Below are 18,284 nucleotides of genomic sequence, written 5' to 3'. Positions count from 1 at the left end.
GGGTCGTGCGTTTTTTTATGCCCGGGCGTCAGGCCGCGAGGGCTTCGGCCTCGCCCAGTCGCTCGGCCAGTTGCGTCAACAACACCGGGCTGCGCAGGATCGCGTGGTGGTCCTCGTCGAGCGCCGCGGCGCTCGCGAGGTCCGGCCGGCCCAGTTGCAGCGCCAGCGCGGCGCGGTCCGCCGCCGGGCGCCGCGCGATCCACCAGCACTCGGCGCGGCAGCGCAGCGGCACGAGCGCCTCGGTCTCGATCGCCTTCAGCTGCTGGCTCACGAGGAAGATGCGGGCCAGCTCGTCGTCGGGCAGGTTCGCGTGCGCCGGCATCTCCAGTGCTTCGCCACGGGCCTGCGCCTTGGCACGCGCCTGGGCGATCAGCGCTGCCACCGTCGCCTCGTCGCAGACGAAGTCGTCGATGTCCAGCAGCCCGTCCAGGCGCGCTGCCGGCAGGCCGAGGCGACGAAGTCGGCGAAGTCGCGGCGGCCGTCGTCGTCCACCGTCTGCAGGGGCGCGTCGGGCTCGGGCACGTAGGGATCGACCAGGCCGAGGAACGCCACGGCCTGCCCTTCGGCTTCGAGCCGCGCCGCCACGGCCGCCGCGAGCGCGCCGCCGAGCGACCAACCCAGCAGGTGGTACGGCCCCTGCGGCTGCACGCCACGGAGCATGCGGGCGTAGTCGTCGGCCATGCGAGCCAGCGACACGTCGCGGTGCGCGGGATCGGCGAGCATGCGGCACGGCAGGCCGTACACGGTGCGCACGCCCTGCAGGCGGCGCGCCAGCGGCGCGTAGTCGTACACCGTGCCCAGGGCGGCGTGCATGCAGAACAGCGGCGGCGCACCGGGCACCACGGCGTTCAGGGCCACCAGCGACGGCGCATCGGCACGCCCGCCCAGCAGCCCTGCGATGGTCGGTGCGCGCAGGAAGTCGTGCAGCTTCAGGTCGAGCGCCGGCAGGCCCAGGCGACGCGCCTGCGCCATCACCTTCAGGCTCAGCAGCGAATCGCCACCGAGTTCGAAGAAGTTGTCGTCGCGGCCCACGCGTGCCACGCCCAGCACCTCGGACCAGATGCGCGCGAGCGCCTGCTCGGCGCTGCCGCGCGGCGCGTCGTAGCCGTCGCCGCCGGCGAACACCGGCGCCGGCAGCGCATGGCGATCGACCTTGCCGCTCATGTTGAGCGGCAGCGTGTCGAGCACGACGATGGCCGCCGGCACCATGTGCTCGGGCAGCAGCGCCGCGAGGCTGGCACGCAGCCGCGCCGGCTCGATGCGCTCGCCCGCCAGCGGCGACACATAAGCCACCAGCCGTGCGCCGCCCGCGCCCTGGCTGGCGACCACCACCGCCTCGCGCACCTGCGGCAGCGCCAGCAGCTGCGCCTCGATCTCGCCGAGTTCGATGCGAAAGCCGCGGATCTTCACCTGGTGGTCGATGCGCCCCAGGTAGGCCATCTGCCCGTCGGCCTCCCAGCGCACGAGGTCGCCCGTGCGGTAGAGCCGGCCGCCCGGCGCGCCGAAGGGGTCGGCCACGAAGCGTTCGGCGCTCAGGCCCGCGCGCTGCAGGTAGCCGCGCGCCAGGCCGTCGCCGCCGAGGTACAGCTCACCGGCCACGCCGGGCGACACCTGGTTCATGGCACCGTCGAGCACATAGGCCGTGCGGTCGCCCACGAGGCGGCCGATGGGCATGTAGGCCGCGTCGAAACCCTCGCCCGGCGCGGCCTTGGCGATCATCGGCGTGATCACCGTCTCGGTCGGTCCGTAGCCGTTGACGATGCGCGGCGGCTTCAGCACCGACTGCACCAGCGCGAAGCTGGTGCGCGGCATCGCCTCGCCGCCCACGGTGTAGGAACGGATCGGCAGCCGGCTCGCAGCCTCGCCCATCAGCTCGGCCATCTGGTGCAGGTAGCCGGGCGTGAAGCAGGCAATCGTGATGCCGTGGCGGGCAATTTCGGCGCAGGTGCGCTCCACCGGCCAGACCTCTTCGTCGCGCGGCATCAGCGCCGCGCCGAAGGCCAGCGGCACCCAGGTGCGCTCGTGCGCGCCGTCGAAGTTGATCGACGCGAACTGCAGCTCGCGGTCGTCCGGCGTCATGCCGTAGGCCTCGCCAATCGACTGCACGTGCATGGCCAGCGGGCCGTGTGCCACGGCCACGCCCTTGGGCTTTCCGGTCGAGCCTGAGGTGTAGATCACGTAGGCCAGGTGGTCGCGGTGCACCGCCACACCGGGGTCGTGCGACGGACCGTTCGACAGATCGAGCGTGTCGAGCGTCAGGGCCTTCACACCGGGCATGCCGATGCGGCCCAGCACCACGGCGTCGTCGGCCAGCAGCAGCGCGACGCCGCTGTCTTCCACCATGTAGGCCAGGCGCTGCGGCGGGTAGGCCGGGTCGAGCGGCACGTAGGCGCCGCCCGCTTTCAGGATCGCGAGCAGCGCCACGACCATGTCCGCCGAACGCCTCACCGCGAGGCCCACGCGCACTTCGGGCCGCACGCCCGCGCGCACGAGGTGGTGCGCCAGCCGGTTGGCGCGCGTCTCCAGCGCCGCGTAGCTCAACGTGTGGTCGCCGAAGATCAGCGCCGTGGCCTCGGGCCGCAGCGCGGCCTGGCGTGCCACCAGCACATGCACCGGTGCGGTGTGCTGGTAAGCCGGCGTGTTCTCGCCCCAGGCCTGCAGGCGCTGCGCCTCGTCGGCCGTGTACAGGTCGAAGGCGACGACCGGGTGCATGGCCGCCTGCGCGAGGTCGTCGGCCACGCGGCGCACTGCGTCGTGCATGTACTGGCACACGCGCGCGGCACCGACCGATGCATCGACCTGCGCGGTCAGCGCGAAGCCGTCGGCGCGTTCGTTCACCGACAACGCGAAGGCGTAATTCGAGCGCTCCTGCGCGCCGAGCGTCTCGATGCCTTCCCAGCCGCCGGCACCGGCACCCGCCTCGGGCGCCTGCGCCACATAGCGGTAGTTCAGCAGCGTCGAGAACAGCGGCGTGCCCTTGGGCACCGCGCTGCAGCGCTGCGCGAGCGACAGGCTCGCATGCTCGTGGTGCAGCAGGCCGGCCAGCGCGGCGTGGGTCTGGCGCACGCAGGCCAGTGCATGGCTGCGACCCAGCGTCACGCGCAGCGGCAGCGTGTTGATCATCATGCCGAGCGCGCGCCCCGCGCCCTCGCCGCCCGCGAGCCGGCCGAACAGCACGGTGCCGAACACCACGTCGTCCTTGCCCGTGGTCTTGGCCAGCACCAGCGCCCACGCCAGGTGGAACAGCGTGGCCGCGCTCACGCCGCTGCGCTGCGCCTGCGTGCGCACGGCCTGCGCCAATGCCGCGTCGAGTTCGAGGTGCGCTTCTTCCACGGCCGTGCCGTCGCCGCGCGCATCGAACAGGTCGAAGGGCGCGGTCGGCTCGCGCACGTCGCCGAGCATGCGGCGAAAGAACGCCTCCTGCTCGCCCACGTCGGCACCGAGCCGCGCCTGCGCGACGAAGCTGCGGAACGGCACGGGCGCGGGAAGCGCGTCGGCGCGGCCCTGCAACAGCAGCGTGATCTCCTCGACCAGCAGGTCGCGCGAGACATGGTCGAGCGCCAGGTGGTGGCTTGGCAACTGCAACAGCCAGCCGCCGCCCGCCGCATCGTGCGCGGCGATGGCGCGCAGCATGGGCGCGCGGCGCACGTCGAGGCGGTAGTGGCCGGGGCGCACATGGGCTTCGAGTTGCGCGGCGACATCGCCCGCGGCGGCGTCGATAGCCAGCCATTCGATCTCGGCGGGTGCATGGCGGTGCACCACCTGCACCGGCTCCGCCAGCCCTTCCCACAGCACCGCCGTGCGCAGCATGTCGTGGCGCGCGATGACGCGGTTCAGGCAGTCCATGAACGCATGGAGCCGGGCCTCGCTGTCGAAGCGCATCTGCAGCGACTGCACATAGACGTCGCCCTCGGCCTGCATCAGGTGATGGAACAGCAGGCCTTCCTGCAGCGGCGCGAGCGGGTAGATGTCCTGGATGTTGGCCGCGCCGCCGGGCACAGCGGCCTCGATGCGGCGCAGCTGCGCGTCGTCGAGCGTCACCAGCGGCAGCATCTGCGGCGTGAGCCGCGTGCAGCCGTCGGGGATCGCGTTGTCGGGCACCACCAGCGCCGGGCGCGGCGCGGCACCGGCTTCCAGCGTGGCGCGCGCGAAGTCGGCGAAGCGCGGGTTCTGGAACAGCGTGCGCACCTGCGCGCCGAAGCCTTGGCGACGCAGCCGCTCGAGCAGCTGCATGGCCAGCAGCGAATGGCCGCCGAGTTCGAAGAAGTTGTCGTTGCGGCCCACGCGCGGCGCGCCCAGCACCTCGGCCCACACGGCGGCCATCGCCTCCTCGGCCGCGCCCTGCGGCGCTTCCCAACTGTCGGCTGTAGCAGCGAACACAGGCTCAGGCAACGCGGCGCGGTCGACCTTTCCGTTGGCGTTCAACGGCAGCGCCGCGAGCACCGTGATCGCCGAGGGCACCATGTACTCGGGCAGCACCTGCGCCAAGCCGTCGCGCAGCGTGAAGGCCTCGACCGGGCGTTGCGCATCGAGGCTCGACACGTAGGCCAGCAACAGCGCACCGCCCGCACGCTCGCGCGCGACCACCACGGCCTCGCGCACGCCGGGCTGCGCGCGCAGACGCGCCTCGACCTCGCCGAGCTCGATGCGGAAACCCCGCACCTTCACCTGGTGATCCAGCCGCCCCAGGTACTCGAGCTGCCCGTCGGCGCTCCATCGCACGAGGTCGCCGGTGCGGTAGAGCCGTCCGCCGTTCGCATCGAAGGGGTCGGCCACGAAGCGCTCGGCGCTCAGGCCGGCGCGGTTCAGGTAGCCGCGCGCCAGGCCCGAACCGCCCAGGTACAGCTCGCCGGCCATGCCGGGCGGCACCAGGTTCATGTCGGTGTCGAGCACCACGGCGCGGCGGTCACCCACGGGCGCGCCGATGGGCAGGTAGGCCGCGTCGAAGGCGGTGCCGGCATAGGCCTTGGCGATGGTCGGCGTGATCACCGTCTCGGTCGGGCCGTAGCCGTTGATGAGGCGCGGCGGCTGCAAGGTCTGCATCACGCGCTCGCAGGCCACGCGGCCCATGGCCTCGCCGCCCACCGTGTACGAGCGCAGCGTGGGCACGCGCCCGTCCTCGCCGAGCTCGTCGGCCATCTGCTGCAGGTAGCCCGGCGTGAAGCAGGCGATCGTGATGCCGTGGCGGCGCATCTCTTCGCGGCTGCGGTGCACGGTCCACAGCTCCTGGCTGCGGGGCATCAGCGTGGCGCCGAAGGCCAGCGGCGTCCAGATGCGCTCGTGCGCGCCGTCGAAGTTGATCGACGCGAACTGCAGCTCGCGGTCCTCCGGCGTCATGCCGTAGGCGCGGCCGATGGTCTGGATGTGCATGCTCAGCGGGCCATGCGCCACGGCCACGCCCTTGGGCTGGCCGGTGGAGCCCGAGGTGTAGATCACGTAGGCCAAGTGCTCGGGATGCACCGCGACATCGGGGGCGTCTTCAGGCCCGCTGTCGAGCACGCCGCTGTCGAGCAGCAGCGCGGGCAGCGCCTGCATCGACGCGCCCAGCCGCTCGCGCACGCGCGCCTGCGTGAGCAGCAGCCGCACGCCGCTGTCGGCCGCCATGAAGTCGAGCCGCTCGGGCGGGTAGTCGGGATCGAGCGGCACATAGGCCGCGCCCGCCTTCAGCACGCCGAGCAGCGCCACCACCATCTCGGGCGAACGCTCCACCGCGAGGCCGATGCGGTCCTCGGGCTGCACGCCCTGTGCGATGAGGGCGTGCGCGAGCCGGTTGGCACGCAGGTCGAAGTCGCGAAAGCACATCGGCACGCCATCGACGATCAGCGCCGTGGCCTCGGGCCGCAGCGCGGCCTGGCGCTCGACGAGGCGGTGCACGGGCACCTCGTCCCAGGCCGTGTCCCAGCCCTCTCCCCATTCGCGCAGCTGGGCGTGTTCCTGCGGACCGAGCAGCGCCACCTCACGCAGCGTGCGCGTAGGGTTGTCGGCCAGCTGGCGCAGCACCGCGACGTAGTGCGCGGCCATGCGCTCGATGGTGGCGGGCTCGAAGATCGCGCGGGCGTAGGTGAAGCTCAGGCCGAGCATGCCGTCGGCCTGCTCCAGCGTGTCGAGCGCGAGTTCGAAGGGCGCCGCCTGCTCGTCGAGTTCGCAGGGTTCGATGCGCAGGCCTTCGAGCCGGTCGAGCGCGCCCAGGTCCTGCTGCCGGTGGTTGAAGATCACCTGGAACAGCGGCGGGTGGCTCAGGCTGCGCTCGGGCTGCAGCGCCTCGACCAGCTGTTCGAACGGCAGGTCCTGGTGCGCCTGCGCGCCCAGCGCCGCCTCGCGTGCCTGCGCCAGCGCCTGGGCCAGCATGGTGTGACCGGCCAGCTCGGCGCGCAGCACCTGCGTGTTGACGAACAGGCCGAGGATGCCGGCCGTCTCGGGCCGGTCGCGGTTGGCCACGGGCACGCCGAGCCGGATGTCGCCCTGGCCCGTGTAGCGGTGCAGCAGCGCCTGGAAGCCGGCCAGCAGCACCATGAAGAGCGTCGCGCCCTCGGCGCTCGCGCGGCGGCGCAGCGCCTGCGTCAACTCATCCGGCAGGTCGAGCCGATGGCGCGCGGCCAGGTACGGTCCCTGCGGCGGACGCGCGCGGTCGGCGGGCAGTTGCAGCAGCGGCTGTTCGCCGCCCAGGCGTTCGGTCCAGTAGGCGAGCTGGCGTTCGCCCTCGCCTGCTTCGAGCCAGTGGCGCTGCCACGCTGCGTAGTCGGCGTACTGCAGGGCGGGCGCAGGCGACACGACGGCGTCGTTCCCTTGACGGTGCGCCTGGTACAGCGCGCCGAAGTCGTCGACCAGCAGCTGCATCGACCAGCCGTCGGACACGATGTGGTGCATCACCAGCACCAGCAGGTGCGCGGTCTCGCCGGTGCGCAGCAGGCCCACGCGCAACAGCGGGCCGCGCGACAGATCGAAGGGCGTGCGCACGAGGCGCGCGGCCTCGTCGCGCACCTGCGCGGGGTGGGCGCGCAGATCGGCTTCATTCAGGTCGAGCACCGCCTCGGGCGACACCGTCTGCTGCGGCACGCCGTCGTCGCTCACGCCGAAGCGCGTGCGCAGCGACGGATGCCGCACCACCAGCGCCTGCAGGCTCGCACGCAGCGCCGCGTGGTCGAGCACGCCGTGCAGCGTGAGCGCGGCCGTGATGTGCTGCGCGGTGCTTTCGGGGTCCATCTGCCATAGGAACCACTGGCGCGCCTGCGCGTACGAGGCGGGCCGCGGCGCACCGGGCACGGCGGCCGGGTCGGGCACGATCGGCAGGCGGCCGAAATCGATGCCCTGCGCACGCAACGCGGCGATGAATTCCTTCTGTCGCGCCGGTGGCAAACCTGCCAGCCGTTGGGCGATGGCCCTGCCGCGTTCGCTGCTACTGCTGCTACTGCTCACTCAACCCCCCAGACTTTCCAACAATGCATCCATGCGATCGAGATCGCTCTCGGCCTGCGCGGCCTGCTGCGCCTGCGCCGGCCCTTGCGCGTCGAGCGCCTGCGCGCACGCCGCCAGGTCGGGCAGCTCGAAGTAGCGCTGCAGCGGCAGGTCGATGCCCATCTGCGCCTTGACCTGCTGACGCAGTTTGAGCACCGCGAGCGAATGCCCGCCGAGCTCGAAGAAGTTGTCGCCGCGCCCCACGCGCGACAGCCCCAGCACCTGCGCCCACAGACCCGCCAGCGCGGTTTCGGTGGCGCCCTGCGGCGGCACGTGGGCACGCTCTTCCGCGGCTTCGGGCGGTGGCAGCGCATGCCGGTCGACCTTGCCGTTGGCGTTCAGCGGCAGCCCCTGCGGCATCGCGACGATGACGCTCGGCACCATGTAGTCGGGCAGCGCCGCCGCCAGCCCCGCACGCAGCGCCGCGGGGCGCAGCGGCTGGCCTTCGGCGCCCGCGGCATACGCCACCAGGCGCGCGCCGCCCGGCCCGTCCTGCGCCAGCACCAGGGCCTGTCGCACGCCGGGCTGCGCGAGCAGCTGCGACTCGACCTCGCCGAGTTCGATGCGAAAGCCCCGCACCTTCACCTGATGGTCGAGCCGGCCGAGGTACTCGAGCTGCCCGTCATCGCGCCAGCGCACGAGGTCGCCGGTGCGGTAGAGCCGCCCGCCATGCCCATCGAACGGATCGGCGACGAAGCGCTGCGCCGTCAGGCCGGCGCGGTGCAGGTAACCGCGCGCCAGCACCTCGGCGCCCACGCACAGCTCGCCGGCCACGCCGACGGGCACGGGTTGAAGATTGGCATCGAGCACGCGCAGGCACGCGCTCGATGCGGGCGTGCCGATGGGCGGCAGGTCGTCGGGGCCTGCACCGTCGAGCACGAACTCGCTCACCACGTGCGTCTCGGTCGGCCCGTACTGGTTGATGAGCCGACACTGCGATTCGCGCGCCAGCCACTCGGCCAGCGCGGGCGTGCGCTTGAGCTGCTCGCCCGCCGTGATGACCTGCCGCAGCGCCGGCAACCGCCGGCCCGAGGCCAGCGACTGTTCGGCGAAATGCTGCAGCACCGAGAAGGTGAGGAACATGCGTTCGACGCCTTCTCCGTGCACCAACGCCTCGAGCGCATCGAGGTCGAGCCGCTGCGCGTCGGTCGTCTGCACGAGGCAGCCGCCGCCGGCCAGCCCGCTGACCATTTCCTGGAACGCCACGTCGAAGCACGGCGAGGCGAACAGCAGCGTGCGGCTCGCGCCCGGCAGGCGTTGCAGTTGCCACGCGATGAGACGCGCGACCGCGTCGTGGCGCATCGCCACGCCCTTGGGTCGGCCGGTGGAGCCCGAGGTGTAGAGCACGTAGGCCAGCTGCTCGCCATGCACCGGCACCGCCGGGTCGTGGTCGGGCCAGGCGGCCATGCCGTCGTCGGTTGCGTCGAGGTCGAAGGCCAGCCTCTGCACGCTCGCTGCTTCGGGCAGACGCGGCATCAGCGCGCGGCGCGTGAGCAGCAGCGAGGCGCCGCTGTCCTCGACCATGTAGGCCAGCCGCTCGGTCGGGAACGCCGGGTCGAGCGGCACGTAGGCGCCGCCGGCCTTGAGCACGGCGAGCAGGCCGACGACGGTCTCGGCCGAGCGATCGACGGCGATTGCAACCGGCATGTCGGGCCGCACGCCCTGCGCGATCAAACGGTGGGCCCAGCGGTTCGCGAGGCGGTTGAGTGCGGCGTAGGTGAGGCGATGCTCGGCCGTGACCAGCGCCAGTGCGTCGGGGTTCGCCTTCGCCTGCTGTTCGATGAGGTGGTGGACGGGCACGACCGCCTGCGGTGCGAATGCACCGCGCGACCATGACGACAACCGCTCGCGCGCGGCCGCATCGGCCAACGTCAGCTGGCCCACGGCCTGCGCCGCATCGCCGGCGAGCGCCAGCAGCGCCGCGCGCAACTGGCCCACCAGCGCCGCGGCTTGCACCTCGTCGCACACGTCGAGCGCATGCACGAGGTCGATGTACAGCGCCGCATCGTCGTGCACCATCAATGTCAGCGGGTACGAGGTTTCTTCCTGCGTATGCACCGCGCCGAAGCTCAGGCCGGCCGCCGCGTCTCCGCGCAAGGCCGCATCGACCGGGTAGTTCTCGAACACCACCAGCGTGTCGAACAGCCCCTGCCCGCCCATCCCGGCCCAGGCCTGGATCTCGTGCAGCGGCGTGTGCTCGTGTTCGCGCGACGCGACCTGCGCCGCCTGCAGTTCGCGCAGCCAGTCGCCCACGGGCTGGCCGGGCCGCAGGCGCGCGACCACGGGCAGTGTGTTGATGAACAGGCCCAGCATGCGCTCGGCGCCCGGCATCTCGGCGCTGCGGCCGGCGACGGTGGCGCCGAACACGACGGTGCCGGTGCGCGTGCGCTGGCCCAGCAGCAGCGCCCAGGCGGCCTGCACGAAGGTGTTGAGCGTGACGTGCGCGGCCCGCGCGGCTTCGCGCAGGCCGCGCGTGGCTTCGGTGTCGAAGGCTAGCCGCTGGCGGGCCTTGCCCGGGCGCGGTGCGACAGGCGGCACCAGCGCCGTGGCAAGGCGCGTCGGTTCTTCCACACCGGCCAACACGCGGCGCCAGTGCGACTCGCCGGCCTGCGTGTCGCGCGCGGCGAGCCACGCGATGTGGTCGCGGAAACGCCCCGGCGCGGGCTCGCCGGCCTGCCCCGCGTAGCTGCGCAGCACCTCGGCCAGCAGCTGGGCCACGCTCCAACCGTCGAGCAGCAGGTGGTGGTAGGTCCAGACGAGGTGATGGCGCTGTGCCTGCGTGCGGGCCAGCGCGATTCGCATCAACGGCGGGCGTGCCAAGTCGAAGCCGCTCGCGCGCTGCGACGCGGCCAGCCGCGCCAGTGCACCTGGCACATCGACGCTCTCGCGCAGGTCTTGCTCGGCCCACGGCATCTCGGCACTGCGCGCCACCCATTGCAGCGGCGTGGCGCCGTCGGCCAGGAAGCCGCTGCGCAGGATCTCGTGGCGTCCCAGCACGCGCTGCCATGCGGCGCGGAAGCGCTCGGCATCGAGGCCGTCGATGTCCATGCACAGCTGGTTGACGTAGGCCTCTCCTTGCGCGTCGACCAGGCTGTGGAACAGCATGCCCGACTGCATCGGCGACAGCGGATAGAGGTCTTCGAGCTGTGCCACGGGCAGCGGCAGCGCGTCGAGCTGCGCGGCGTCGAGCCCGGCCAGCGGGAAGTCCGACGGCGTGACGCCGCAAGCGCCCGAGGTGCAGTGCGCGATCAGCGCTTCGAGTTCGTCGCCGAAGCGGTTCACCCAATCTTGCACGTCCTCCTGCGCATGCCGCGCCGCGCTGAAGTCCACCGTCAGTTGCAGCGCACCGTCGCGCACCTGTGCATTGACGCTGAATTCGTGCAGCAGCGGTGCGCTCGCCGCGACGGGCTCGCCCGCGTCTTCGGGCGCGAGCGACCACGCGGCCTCGACCGCACCATTGACCTGCCCCAGGTAGTTGAAGACCAGCTGCGGCCGCGGCAATGCGCGCAGCGCCTGCTGCTGTGCGTCCGTGCCCAGGTGCCTCAGCACGCCATGGTCGAGACCGCGTTGCGGCACGCGGCGCAGGTCTTCCTTCACGCGCTTGATCGCGTCGCCCCACGCGCCCAGCGGATCGAGCCGCACGGGGAACAGGCTCGTGAACCAGCCCGTGGTGCGCGACAGGTCGAGTGCCTTCTGCGCGGGGAGGATGTCTTCGCGGCCGTGCCCTTCGAGCAGGATCGCGAGTTGCGCATGCCCGCTCCAGCCGCACAGCGCACGCCCGAGCGCCGTGAGCAGCAGGTCGTTGACCTGCGTGCGGTAGGCGGCCGGTGCTGCCTTGAGCAACGCCTGCGTGCGCGCGCGGTCGAGCTGCCACGCGATGCTGGCGCGGCGCGCCACGGTGTTCACGCCCTCGGGCCGCGCGCAGGGCAGCGCGACCGGCACATCGGCGAAGGCCTGCCAGTGCGCGAGTTCGCCGTCCATCGCGGCGGCCTGGCTCTGCAGCTCACGCGCCCAGGCCTGCAAGCTGGCGCTCTTCGGTGGCAGCGCGACCGGCCGGCCGTCGCGACACTGCGCGTACGCGGTGGCCAGGTCGTCGAGCACGATGCGCCACGACACGCCATCGACCACGAGGTGGTGCGCCGCCAGCAGCAGGCGCCAGTCGCCGCCGGGCAGGCGGATGACCAGCGGACGCAGCAGCGGCCCGTGCGCGAGGTCGAGGCTGCGCTGCGCCTCGTCGCACAGCGCGGCGATCTGCGCGGGGTTCGCTGCATCGCGCACCCAGAGCCATTCTTCGCGCCAGCGCGCCGGCAGCGCTTCGTAGACCTGTCGCCAGCGGCCATCGCTTGCCTGATGGAAGCGCAGGCGGAAGGCATCGTGGTGCTGCACTACGGCCGCCAGCGCGGCTTCGAGCGCGCGCACCGCCAGCGGCTCGCGGCCTTGCAGCAGCAGCGACTGATTCCAGTGATGGCGCTCGGGCATGTCGGCCTCGAAGAACGCGGCCTGGAACGGCAGCAGCGGCACCTCGCCTTCGGCTGCCGCCTGCTCGGCCTGCACCGCAGCGCCCACGGGCTCGGCCACGGCCGCCTGCCCGGCGACGGTCTGGCGCTCGAACATCTGGCGCGGCGTGAGCTTCCAGCCCGCCGTGCGCAGCCGCGACACGATCTGCAGGCTCAGGATCGAATCGCCGCCGAGTTCGAAGAAGTTGTCCTGCCGACCCACGCGCGGAAGGCCGAGCACCTCGGCCCAGACCGTTGCGAGCGCCTGTTCGACCACGCCCTCGGGCGCTTCGTAGGCCTGCGCCCCGCTGCGCTCGGGCTTGGGCAGCGACTTGCGGTCGATCTTGCCGTTGGCATTGAGCGGCAGGGCCGGCAGCACGCACAGCAGCGCCGGCACCATGTACTCGGGCAGCACCTCGGCCAGGCGCGCCTTGAGCACGGCCGCGTCCACCGCCGCACCGGGCTGCGGCGATACGTAGCCGACCAGCCGCGTGCCGCCCGGGCCTTCATCGGCAACCACCACGGCCTCGCGCACCTGCGGCTGCGCCAGCAGCTGCGCCTCGATCTCGCCGAGTTCGATGCGAAAGCCCCGCACCTTCACCTGGTGGTCGATGCGGCCCAGGTAGGCCAGCTGGCCGTCATCGCGCCAGCGCACGAGGTCGCCCGTGCGGTACAGGCGCTCGCCGCTCTCGCTGAACGGGTCGGCGACAAAGCGCTCGGCCGTGAGGCCCAGCCGGTGCAGGTAGCCGCGCGCCAGGCCGATGCCGCCCAGGTACAGCTCGCCGCCCACGCCCGGCGGCACGGGGTTCAGGCCCGCGTCGAGCACGTAGGTCTTGCAGCCCGCGATGGGGCGGCCGATGGCGACATGGTTCAGCCCGTCGGCGCGGCAGGTCCAGTGCGTCACGTCGATGGCAGCCTCGGTCGGGCCGTAGAGGTTGTACAGCCCCGCGCCCGGCAGGCGCTCGAACACTTTCGCCTGCGCCTCGGCCGGCAGCGCCTCGCCGCTGCAGACGATGCGCCGCAGGCTGGTGCAGGCCTCGATGCCGTCGTGCGCCAGGAAGGCCTGCAGCATCGAGGGCACGAAATGCAGCGTGGTCACGCCGTGCGTGCGGATCAGCTCGACCAGGCGTGCCGGCTCGCGGTGATCGCCAGGCGCGGCGACGACAAGGCGCGCGCCCTGCATCAGCGGCCAGAAAAATTCCCACACCGACACGTCGAAGCCGAACGGCGTCTTCTGCAGCACGGTGTCGCCCTCGTTCAATGCGTAGGCGTCCTGCATCCAGGCCAGGCGGTTGTAGAGCGCGTTGTGGCGGTTGGCCGCGCCCTTGGGGCGGCCCGTGGAGCCCGAGGTGAAGATCACGTAGGCGAGGTTTTCGCCATGCAGTGCGACCTGCGGGCACGCTGTGGATTCGCCGGACAAATCGAGCGCATCCAATGCCAGCAACTGCACATGCGCCGCCACTGGCAACGCTTCACGCAGGTGCGACTGCGTGAGCAGCAGGGTCACGCCGCTGTCTTCGAGCATGTACGCGATGCGCTCGCGCGGCAGTTCGGGGTCGACCGGCACATACGCGCCACCGGCCTTGAGGATCGCCAGCAGTCCCACGACCATCTCGAGGCTGCGCTCGGCGGCGATGCCCACGGGCATGTCGGGCCGCACACCGAGGCCGATCAGGCGGTGGGCCAGCGCGTTGGTGCGCGCGTCGAGTTCACCATAGCGCAGCACCGCGTCGCCGAACACCAGCGCGACCGCCTCGGGTCGCTCGCGCGCCTGCGCTTCGATCAGCCGGTGCACGGGTCGCGTGTACGGGCGGTGCGGCAGGTTCTCGCTCCACGCGCGCAGCCGCGCCTCATCGTCCGCATCGGTGAGCACGAGGTTCGCGAGCACGCGGTCGGGGTCGTCCGACATCGCCTGCAGCACGCGCTGGTAGGCGCGCACCAGGCGCTGCGCGGTCGTGGCGTCGAACAGGTCGGTGTTGTATTCGAGCCGCCCGCGCACGCTTTGCGGGTCGATGTAGAAGTCCAGCGACAGGTCGAACTTGGCACCCGCGTCGTCGAACTCTTGCAGCTCGGCGCGCACACCCGCGAAGTCGAGCGCGACGGCCTCGCCGGCCATCTGCACGCCGAACATGGCCTGGAACAGCGGGCTGCGCGCGGGGTCGCGGCGGTCCTTGCGGCTGGCCAGCAGCACCTCGAACGGCAGGTCGGCATGGTCGAGCGCTGCCAGCGCGTCGGCGCGCACCTGCCGGCACACCTCGCGCAGCGTGCGCCGGGGCGCGAGCCGCGCGCGGAACACCTGGGTCGTGATGAAGAAGCCCAGCAGGTCCTGCACCTCCTCGCGGTGACGGCCTGCGTTGGGCACGCCGATGGCGAAGTCGTCCTGCCCGCTGCAGCGCGACAGCAGCACCTGCCAGGCCGCGAGCAGCACGACAAAGGGCGTGCAGCGTTCGGCGCGGCAGAACTTCTGCAGCGCCGCCGCCAGGGCCGGCGGCAGTTCGAAGCCGAGTGCAGTGCCGGCGAAGGTCTGCTGCGCGGGGCGCGCGCGGTCGGTCGGCAGGTCGAGCGACGGCACCTCGTCGCCGAGGTGGCGGTTCCAGTGGTCCAGCTGCGGCGCGAGCGCCCCGCCCTGCACGCGGGCGCGTTGCCACACGGCAAAGTCGGCGTACTGCACGGGCAGCGGCGGCAGCTGCACCGGGCCGTCGCTGCGCAGCGCCAGCGCATAGGCCGCGCCGAGGTCGCGCGCCAGGATCGGGTTCGACCAGGCGTCGGAGACGATGTGGTGCAGGCAGACGGTCAGCACATGCCGGTCGTCGGCCAGCTTCGCGAGCCGGGCCACCAGCGCGGGCGCGCGGCCCAGGTCGAACACATGCGTCGCGGTGCGGCGCACGAGCGCGTCGACGGCGGCCTGCTGCGCGTCAGCGCTCTGGCCCGAGAGGTCGATGCGCTCCAGCGCGAACGGCACCTCGGCCTGCACCACCTGCATCGGCACGCCGTCGTGCTCGACGAAGTGCGTGCGCAGGATCGCGTGGCGCGCACCGACCGCCTGGAACGCGCGTTCCAGCGCATCGGCGTCGAGCGCGCCGGTCAGCCGGAACACACGCGGCAGGTTGTAGGCCGTGAGCCCGGGCTCGAGCTTCTGCAGGAAGCACAGCTGCTCCTGCGCATACGACAGCGGCACCGCCTGGCCGTCGTGCACGGTGCGGGTGATCTCGTCCATGGCGATGCTCATGCGGCCTCGCCCACGGATTCGTCGGCGAGGTCGCGCTGCCGGTGCGTCTGCGCCAGCTGTTCGAGCGCGACGGCATCGGCGCTGGCCTCGCGCAGCACGGCGGCGAGCGCCGCCGGCGTCGGGTGGTCGAACACCACGCCGGCCGCCACCTCGACCTGCAGCAGCTTGCGGATGCGCGCCACCAGCTTGATGACCTGCAGCGAGTGGCCGCCGAGTTCGAAGAAGTCGTCTTCCACGCCGACCGGGCCGCTGCCCAGCAGCGTGGCCATGCCGTCGGCGAGCAGCGCTTCGAGCGCGTCGCGCGGGGCCTTCACTGCACGCCGTGGCGCTTCGGCCGGGGCCGAGGCCGCCAGCGCGAGCCGGTCGATCTTGCCGTTCGGCAGGCGCGCGAAGGCGCTCACGGCCGTGCAGCGCGCGGGCACCATGTGTGCGGGCAGCAACGCGGCGAGTTGCTCGCGCAGCGCGCGGCCGTCGGCCGCCTCGCTGTCGCCGACGAAGAAGGCGGCGAGCGTGGTCGCGCCGGCTGCATCGGGCACGGCGAGCACGACCGCCTGGCGCACGCCGGGCCGCGCCAGCAGCGCCGCCTCGACCTCGGCCGGCTCGACGCGGTAGCCGTGGACCTTCACCTGGTGGTCGGCGCGCCCCGCGAGCCTCAGGCCGTCTTCGGGCAGCACCCACGCGAGGTCGCCCGTGCGGTAGAGGCGCTCGCCGGCGCAGAACGGGTCGGCGACGAACACGTCAGCGTTCGCGCGGTTCAGGTAGCCACGGCACAGCTGCGCACCACCGATGTAGACCTCGCCCATCCCACCGGCCGGCACGAGGCCGCGCGACGCATCGAGCACGCGCACGCGGTTGTTCGCGAGCACGCGCATCAGCGGCAGCTGCTCGGTCACGGGCGCGCCGGGTTCGACGGCATGCACCATGACGCCGACCGTGGCCTCGGTCGGCCCGTAGTGGTTGTAGATGGCGCACTGCGGCGCCAGCCGCGCGATGCGCTCGACCAGCGCGCGCGGCGCGGCCTCGCCGCCCAGCACCAGCGTGCGCGGCAGGCAGGGCGCGGCGCTTTCGAGCAGCGCTTCGAGGTGCGAGGGCACGATCTTCAGTGCGTCGATGGCGCGTGTGCGCATGAAGCGCGCGAAGGCCTCGGCGTCCTTGGCCTCGTGCGGCGCTGCCACGACGAGGCAGGCGCCGTTGTGGAACGCGCCGAACAGTGCGGTGTTGCCCAGGTCGGCCGCCACCGAGCTGGTGAGCGCCCAGCGGCGGCAGGTGTCGAGCTGCATCGCGGCAGACGCGGCTGCCACGTAGTTCTGCAGCTGGCCCTGCTCGACGGCCACACCCTTGGGCGTGCCGGTGGAGCCGGAGGTGTAGAGCACGTAGGCGAGGTCGTTCGGTGCGGCGATGTGCGATGCGGCTTGCGCCTCGGGCAGCGTGCTCGCATCGGGCAATGCGGCGTCGATGGTGAACACCGGCTTCGCATCGGCCAGCACCGCCGCGCGACGCGCCTCGGGCCAGTCGGGGTCGAGCGGCAGGTAGGCGGCGCCCGCGCGCCAGACGGCGAGGATCGCCACCGGCAGGTCGAGCGCACGCGGAAGGTTCAGCGCGACGATGGTGCCGGGCGTCACGCCCTGCCCTTGCAGCCAGTGGGCGATGCGACCGATGCGCTGGTCGAGTTCGCGGTAGCTCAGGCGCTGGTCGCCTGCTTCTAGTGCGGGCGCATCGGGCGTTTCGACGGCCCAGTGGGCGATGCGCTGGGTGACCGTCTGCGTGCCGACATCGGCCACGGCCTCTTGCGACTGCAGCAGCAGCTCGCGCTCGCGCGCACCGACCAGCGGCAGCGCGCCGAGCGCGGCGTCGGGGCGTTCGACCACGGCGTCCAGCAGGCAGAGGTACTGCATCAGCAGGCGCTGCGCCGCCACCTCGCTGTGGCGTGCGGCATCGGCATGCACCGAGAGCGCGGCGCCGTCGGCGTCCCATGCGACCTGCAGAGCGAGTTCGAACGTCGGCACTGGCCCCGGCAACGCAGCCAGCTCCCATTGCGGATCGGCGCCGTGGCGGCGCGGCCGGTCGTGGCACGCGAAGCCGACCGCGAGGTGCGTGGCAATGGGCAGCGCCTCGACGGCCCAGTACTCCTGCGCTTCGACATGCGCGGCCAGCGTGCCGTCGACGTTGTCGAACCAGTCGGCAAAGCGCGTCTCGGGCGCGGTCTCGACGATGAGCGGCAGCACCTTGTCGAACACGCCGACCGCACCCTGCATCGGCGGGTAGTCGCGGCGGCAGTCGTGCTGCCAGCCGGCGATGAAGCGGCTGGTGCCGTCCAGCCGCGCGATCAGCAGCCACCAGACGGCCTGCAGCAGCGTGTCGGGCTGTGCGCCCAGTGTGTCGGCGCAGGCGGCCATGCGACTCGCGAAAGTGGCGTCGACGGATTCGTCAGCACGCACGCGCACAGCCTGCTGGGAGGCAGCAGCTTGCCGGCCGACGAGGCGCGGCGGCGTGAGCGAGGACGCCTGCGCGAGGTAGCGCTGCCAGTAGGCACGGCCCTCGGCAGCGTCTTCGCCATCGAGCAGGTCCTGGCGCCAGGTCACGAAGCGTGCATACGGGAACACCTCGGCGGCATCGAAGGCGTGTTCGTCCGCGAAGGCCGTGGCGATCTGGTCGAACAAGTGCTGCAGGCTGCCCCGGTCGCCGACCCAGGCATGCACGGAAAGCGCCAGTGTGTGACGTGCCTCCCCAGTGCGTGCGAGCCCGGCACGGACCATCTCGCCGCGCGCGATGTCCAGCGGCGCGGCCTGCAGGCTCGCCAGCCAGTCGGCCAGTGCGGCCTCGGGCGCATCACGCAGGTCCGTGTCCGCCCAAGCCAGCGGCGTCATCCCGTCGGTGTACTGCTGGCGCAGCCCCCGGTAGCCCGGCACCGCGCGGATGGCACTGCACAGGGCGCCGTGCGCGCCCAGCACGCGCGCCACCACGTCGCGCAGGCGCGCAGCGTCGAGCCCGCCCTCGATGTCGGCACGCAGCAGCAGGCGCGGCGCATTGGCCGGCACGGCGCGTTGTTCGGGGCTCAGCGGGAAGGTCGTGTCGTCGAAGGGGTCGGTCATGGTCGTCATTTC

Annotated in this window: 4 protein-coding genes; all 4 read right to left on the bottom strand. The window is 72.5% G+C overall.

Translation table 11 applies throughout. The features are described from left to right. Positions 1 to 28: 28 nt before the first annotated feature. From ACAM52_RS04325 to ACAM52_RS04310, 4 genes are read right to left on the bottom strand one after another with little or no spacing between them, the layout of a single operon-like run. Complete coding sequence (locus ACAM52_RS04325) at positions 29 to 382, bottom strand: hypothetical protein (RefSeq protein ID WP_369646225.1); 354 nt, start codon at positions 380 to 382, stop codon at positions 29 to 31. Further along, complete coding sequence (locus tag ACAM52_RS04320) at positions 370 to 7,416, bottom strand: amino acid adenylation domain-containing protein (protein ID WP_369646224.1); 7,047 nt, start codon at positions 7,414 to 7,416, stop codon at positions 370 to 372. Before ACAM52_RS04320 ends, ACAM52_RS04325 begins: the two co-directional genes overlap by 13 nt. After that, on the bottom strand, positions 7,417 to 15,180 hold the full coding sequence (locus ACAM52_RS04315; RefSeq protein WP_369646223.1) for an amino acid adenylation domain-containing protein: 7,764 nt from the start codon (positions 15,178 to 15,180) through the stop codon (positions 7,417 to 7,419). Then, positions 15,177 to 18,281, bottom strand: a complete 3,105-nt coding sequence (locus ACAM52_RS04310) for an amino acid adenylation domain-containing protein (protein ID WP_369646222.1) — start codon at positions 18,279 to 18,281, stop codon at positions 15,177 to 15,179. Before ACAM52_RS04310 ends, ACAM52_RS04315 begins: the two co-directional genes overlap by 4 nt. Positions 18,282 to 18,284: the final 3 nt, after the last annotated feature.

This window comes from Variovorax sp. V118 (assembly GCF_041154445.1).
GTDB classification, from domain to species: domain Bacteria; phylum Pseudomonadota; class Gammaproteobacteria; order Burkholderiales; family Burkholderiaceae_C; genus Variovorax; species Variovorax boronicumulans.
The sequence above is the reverse complement of the archived record's forward strand: the minus strand, read 5'-3'. Positions and strand labels throughout refer to the sequence as shown.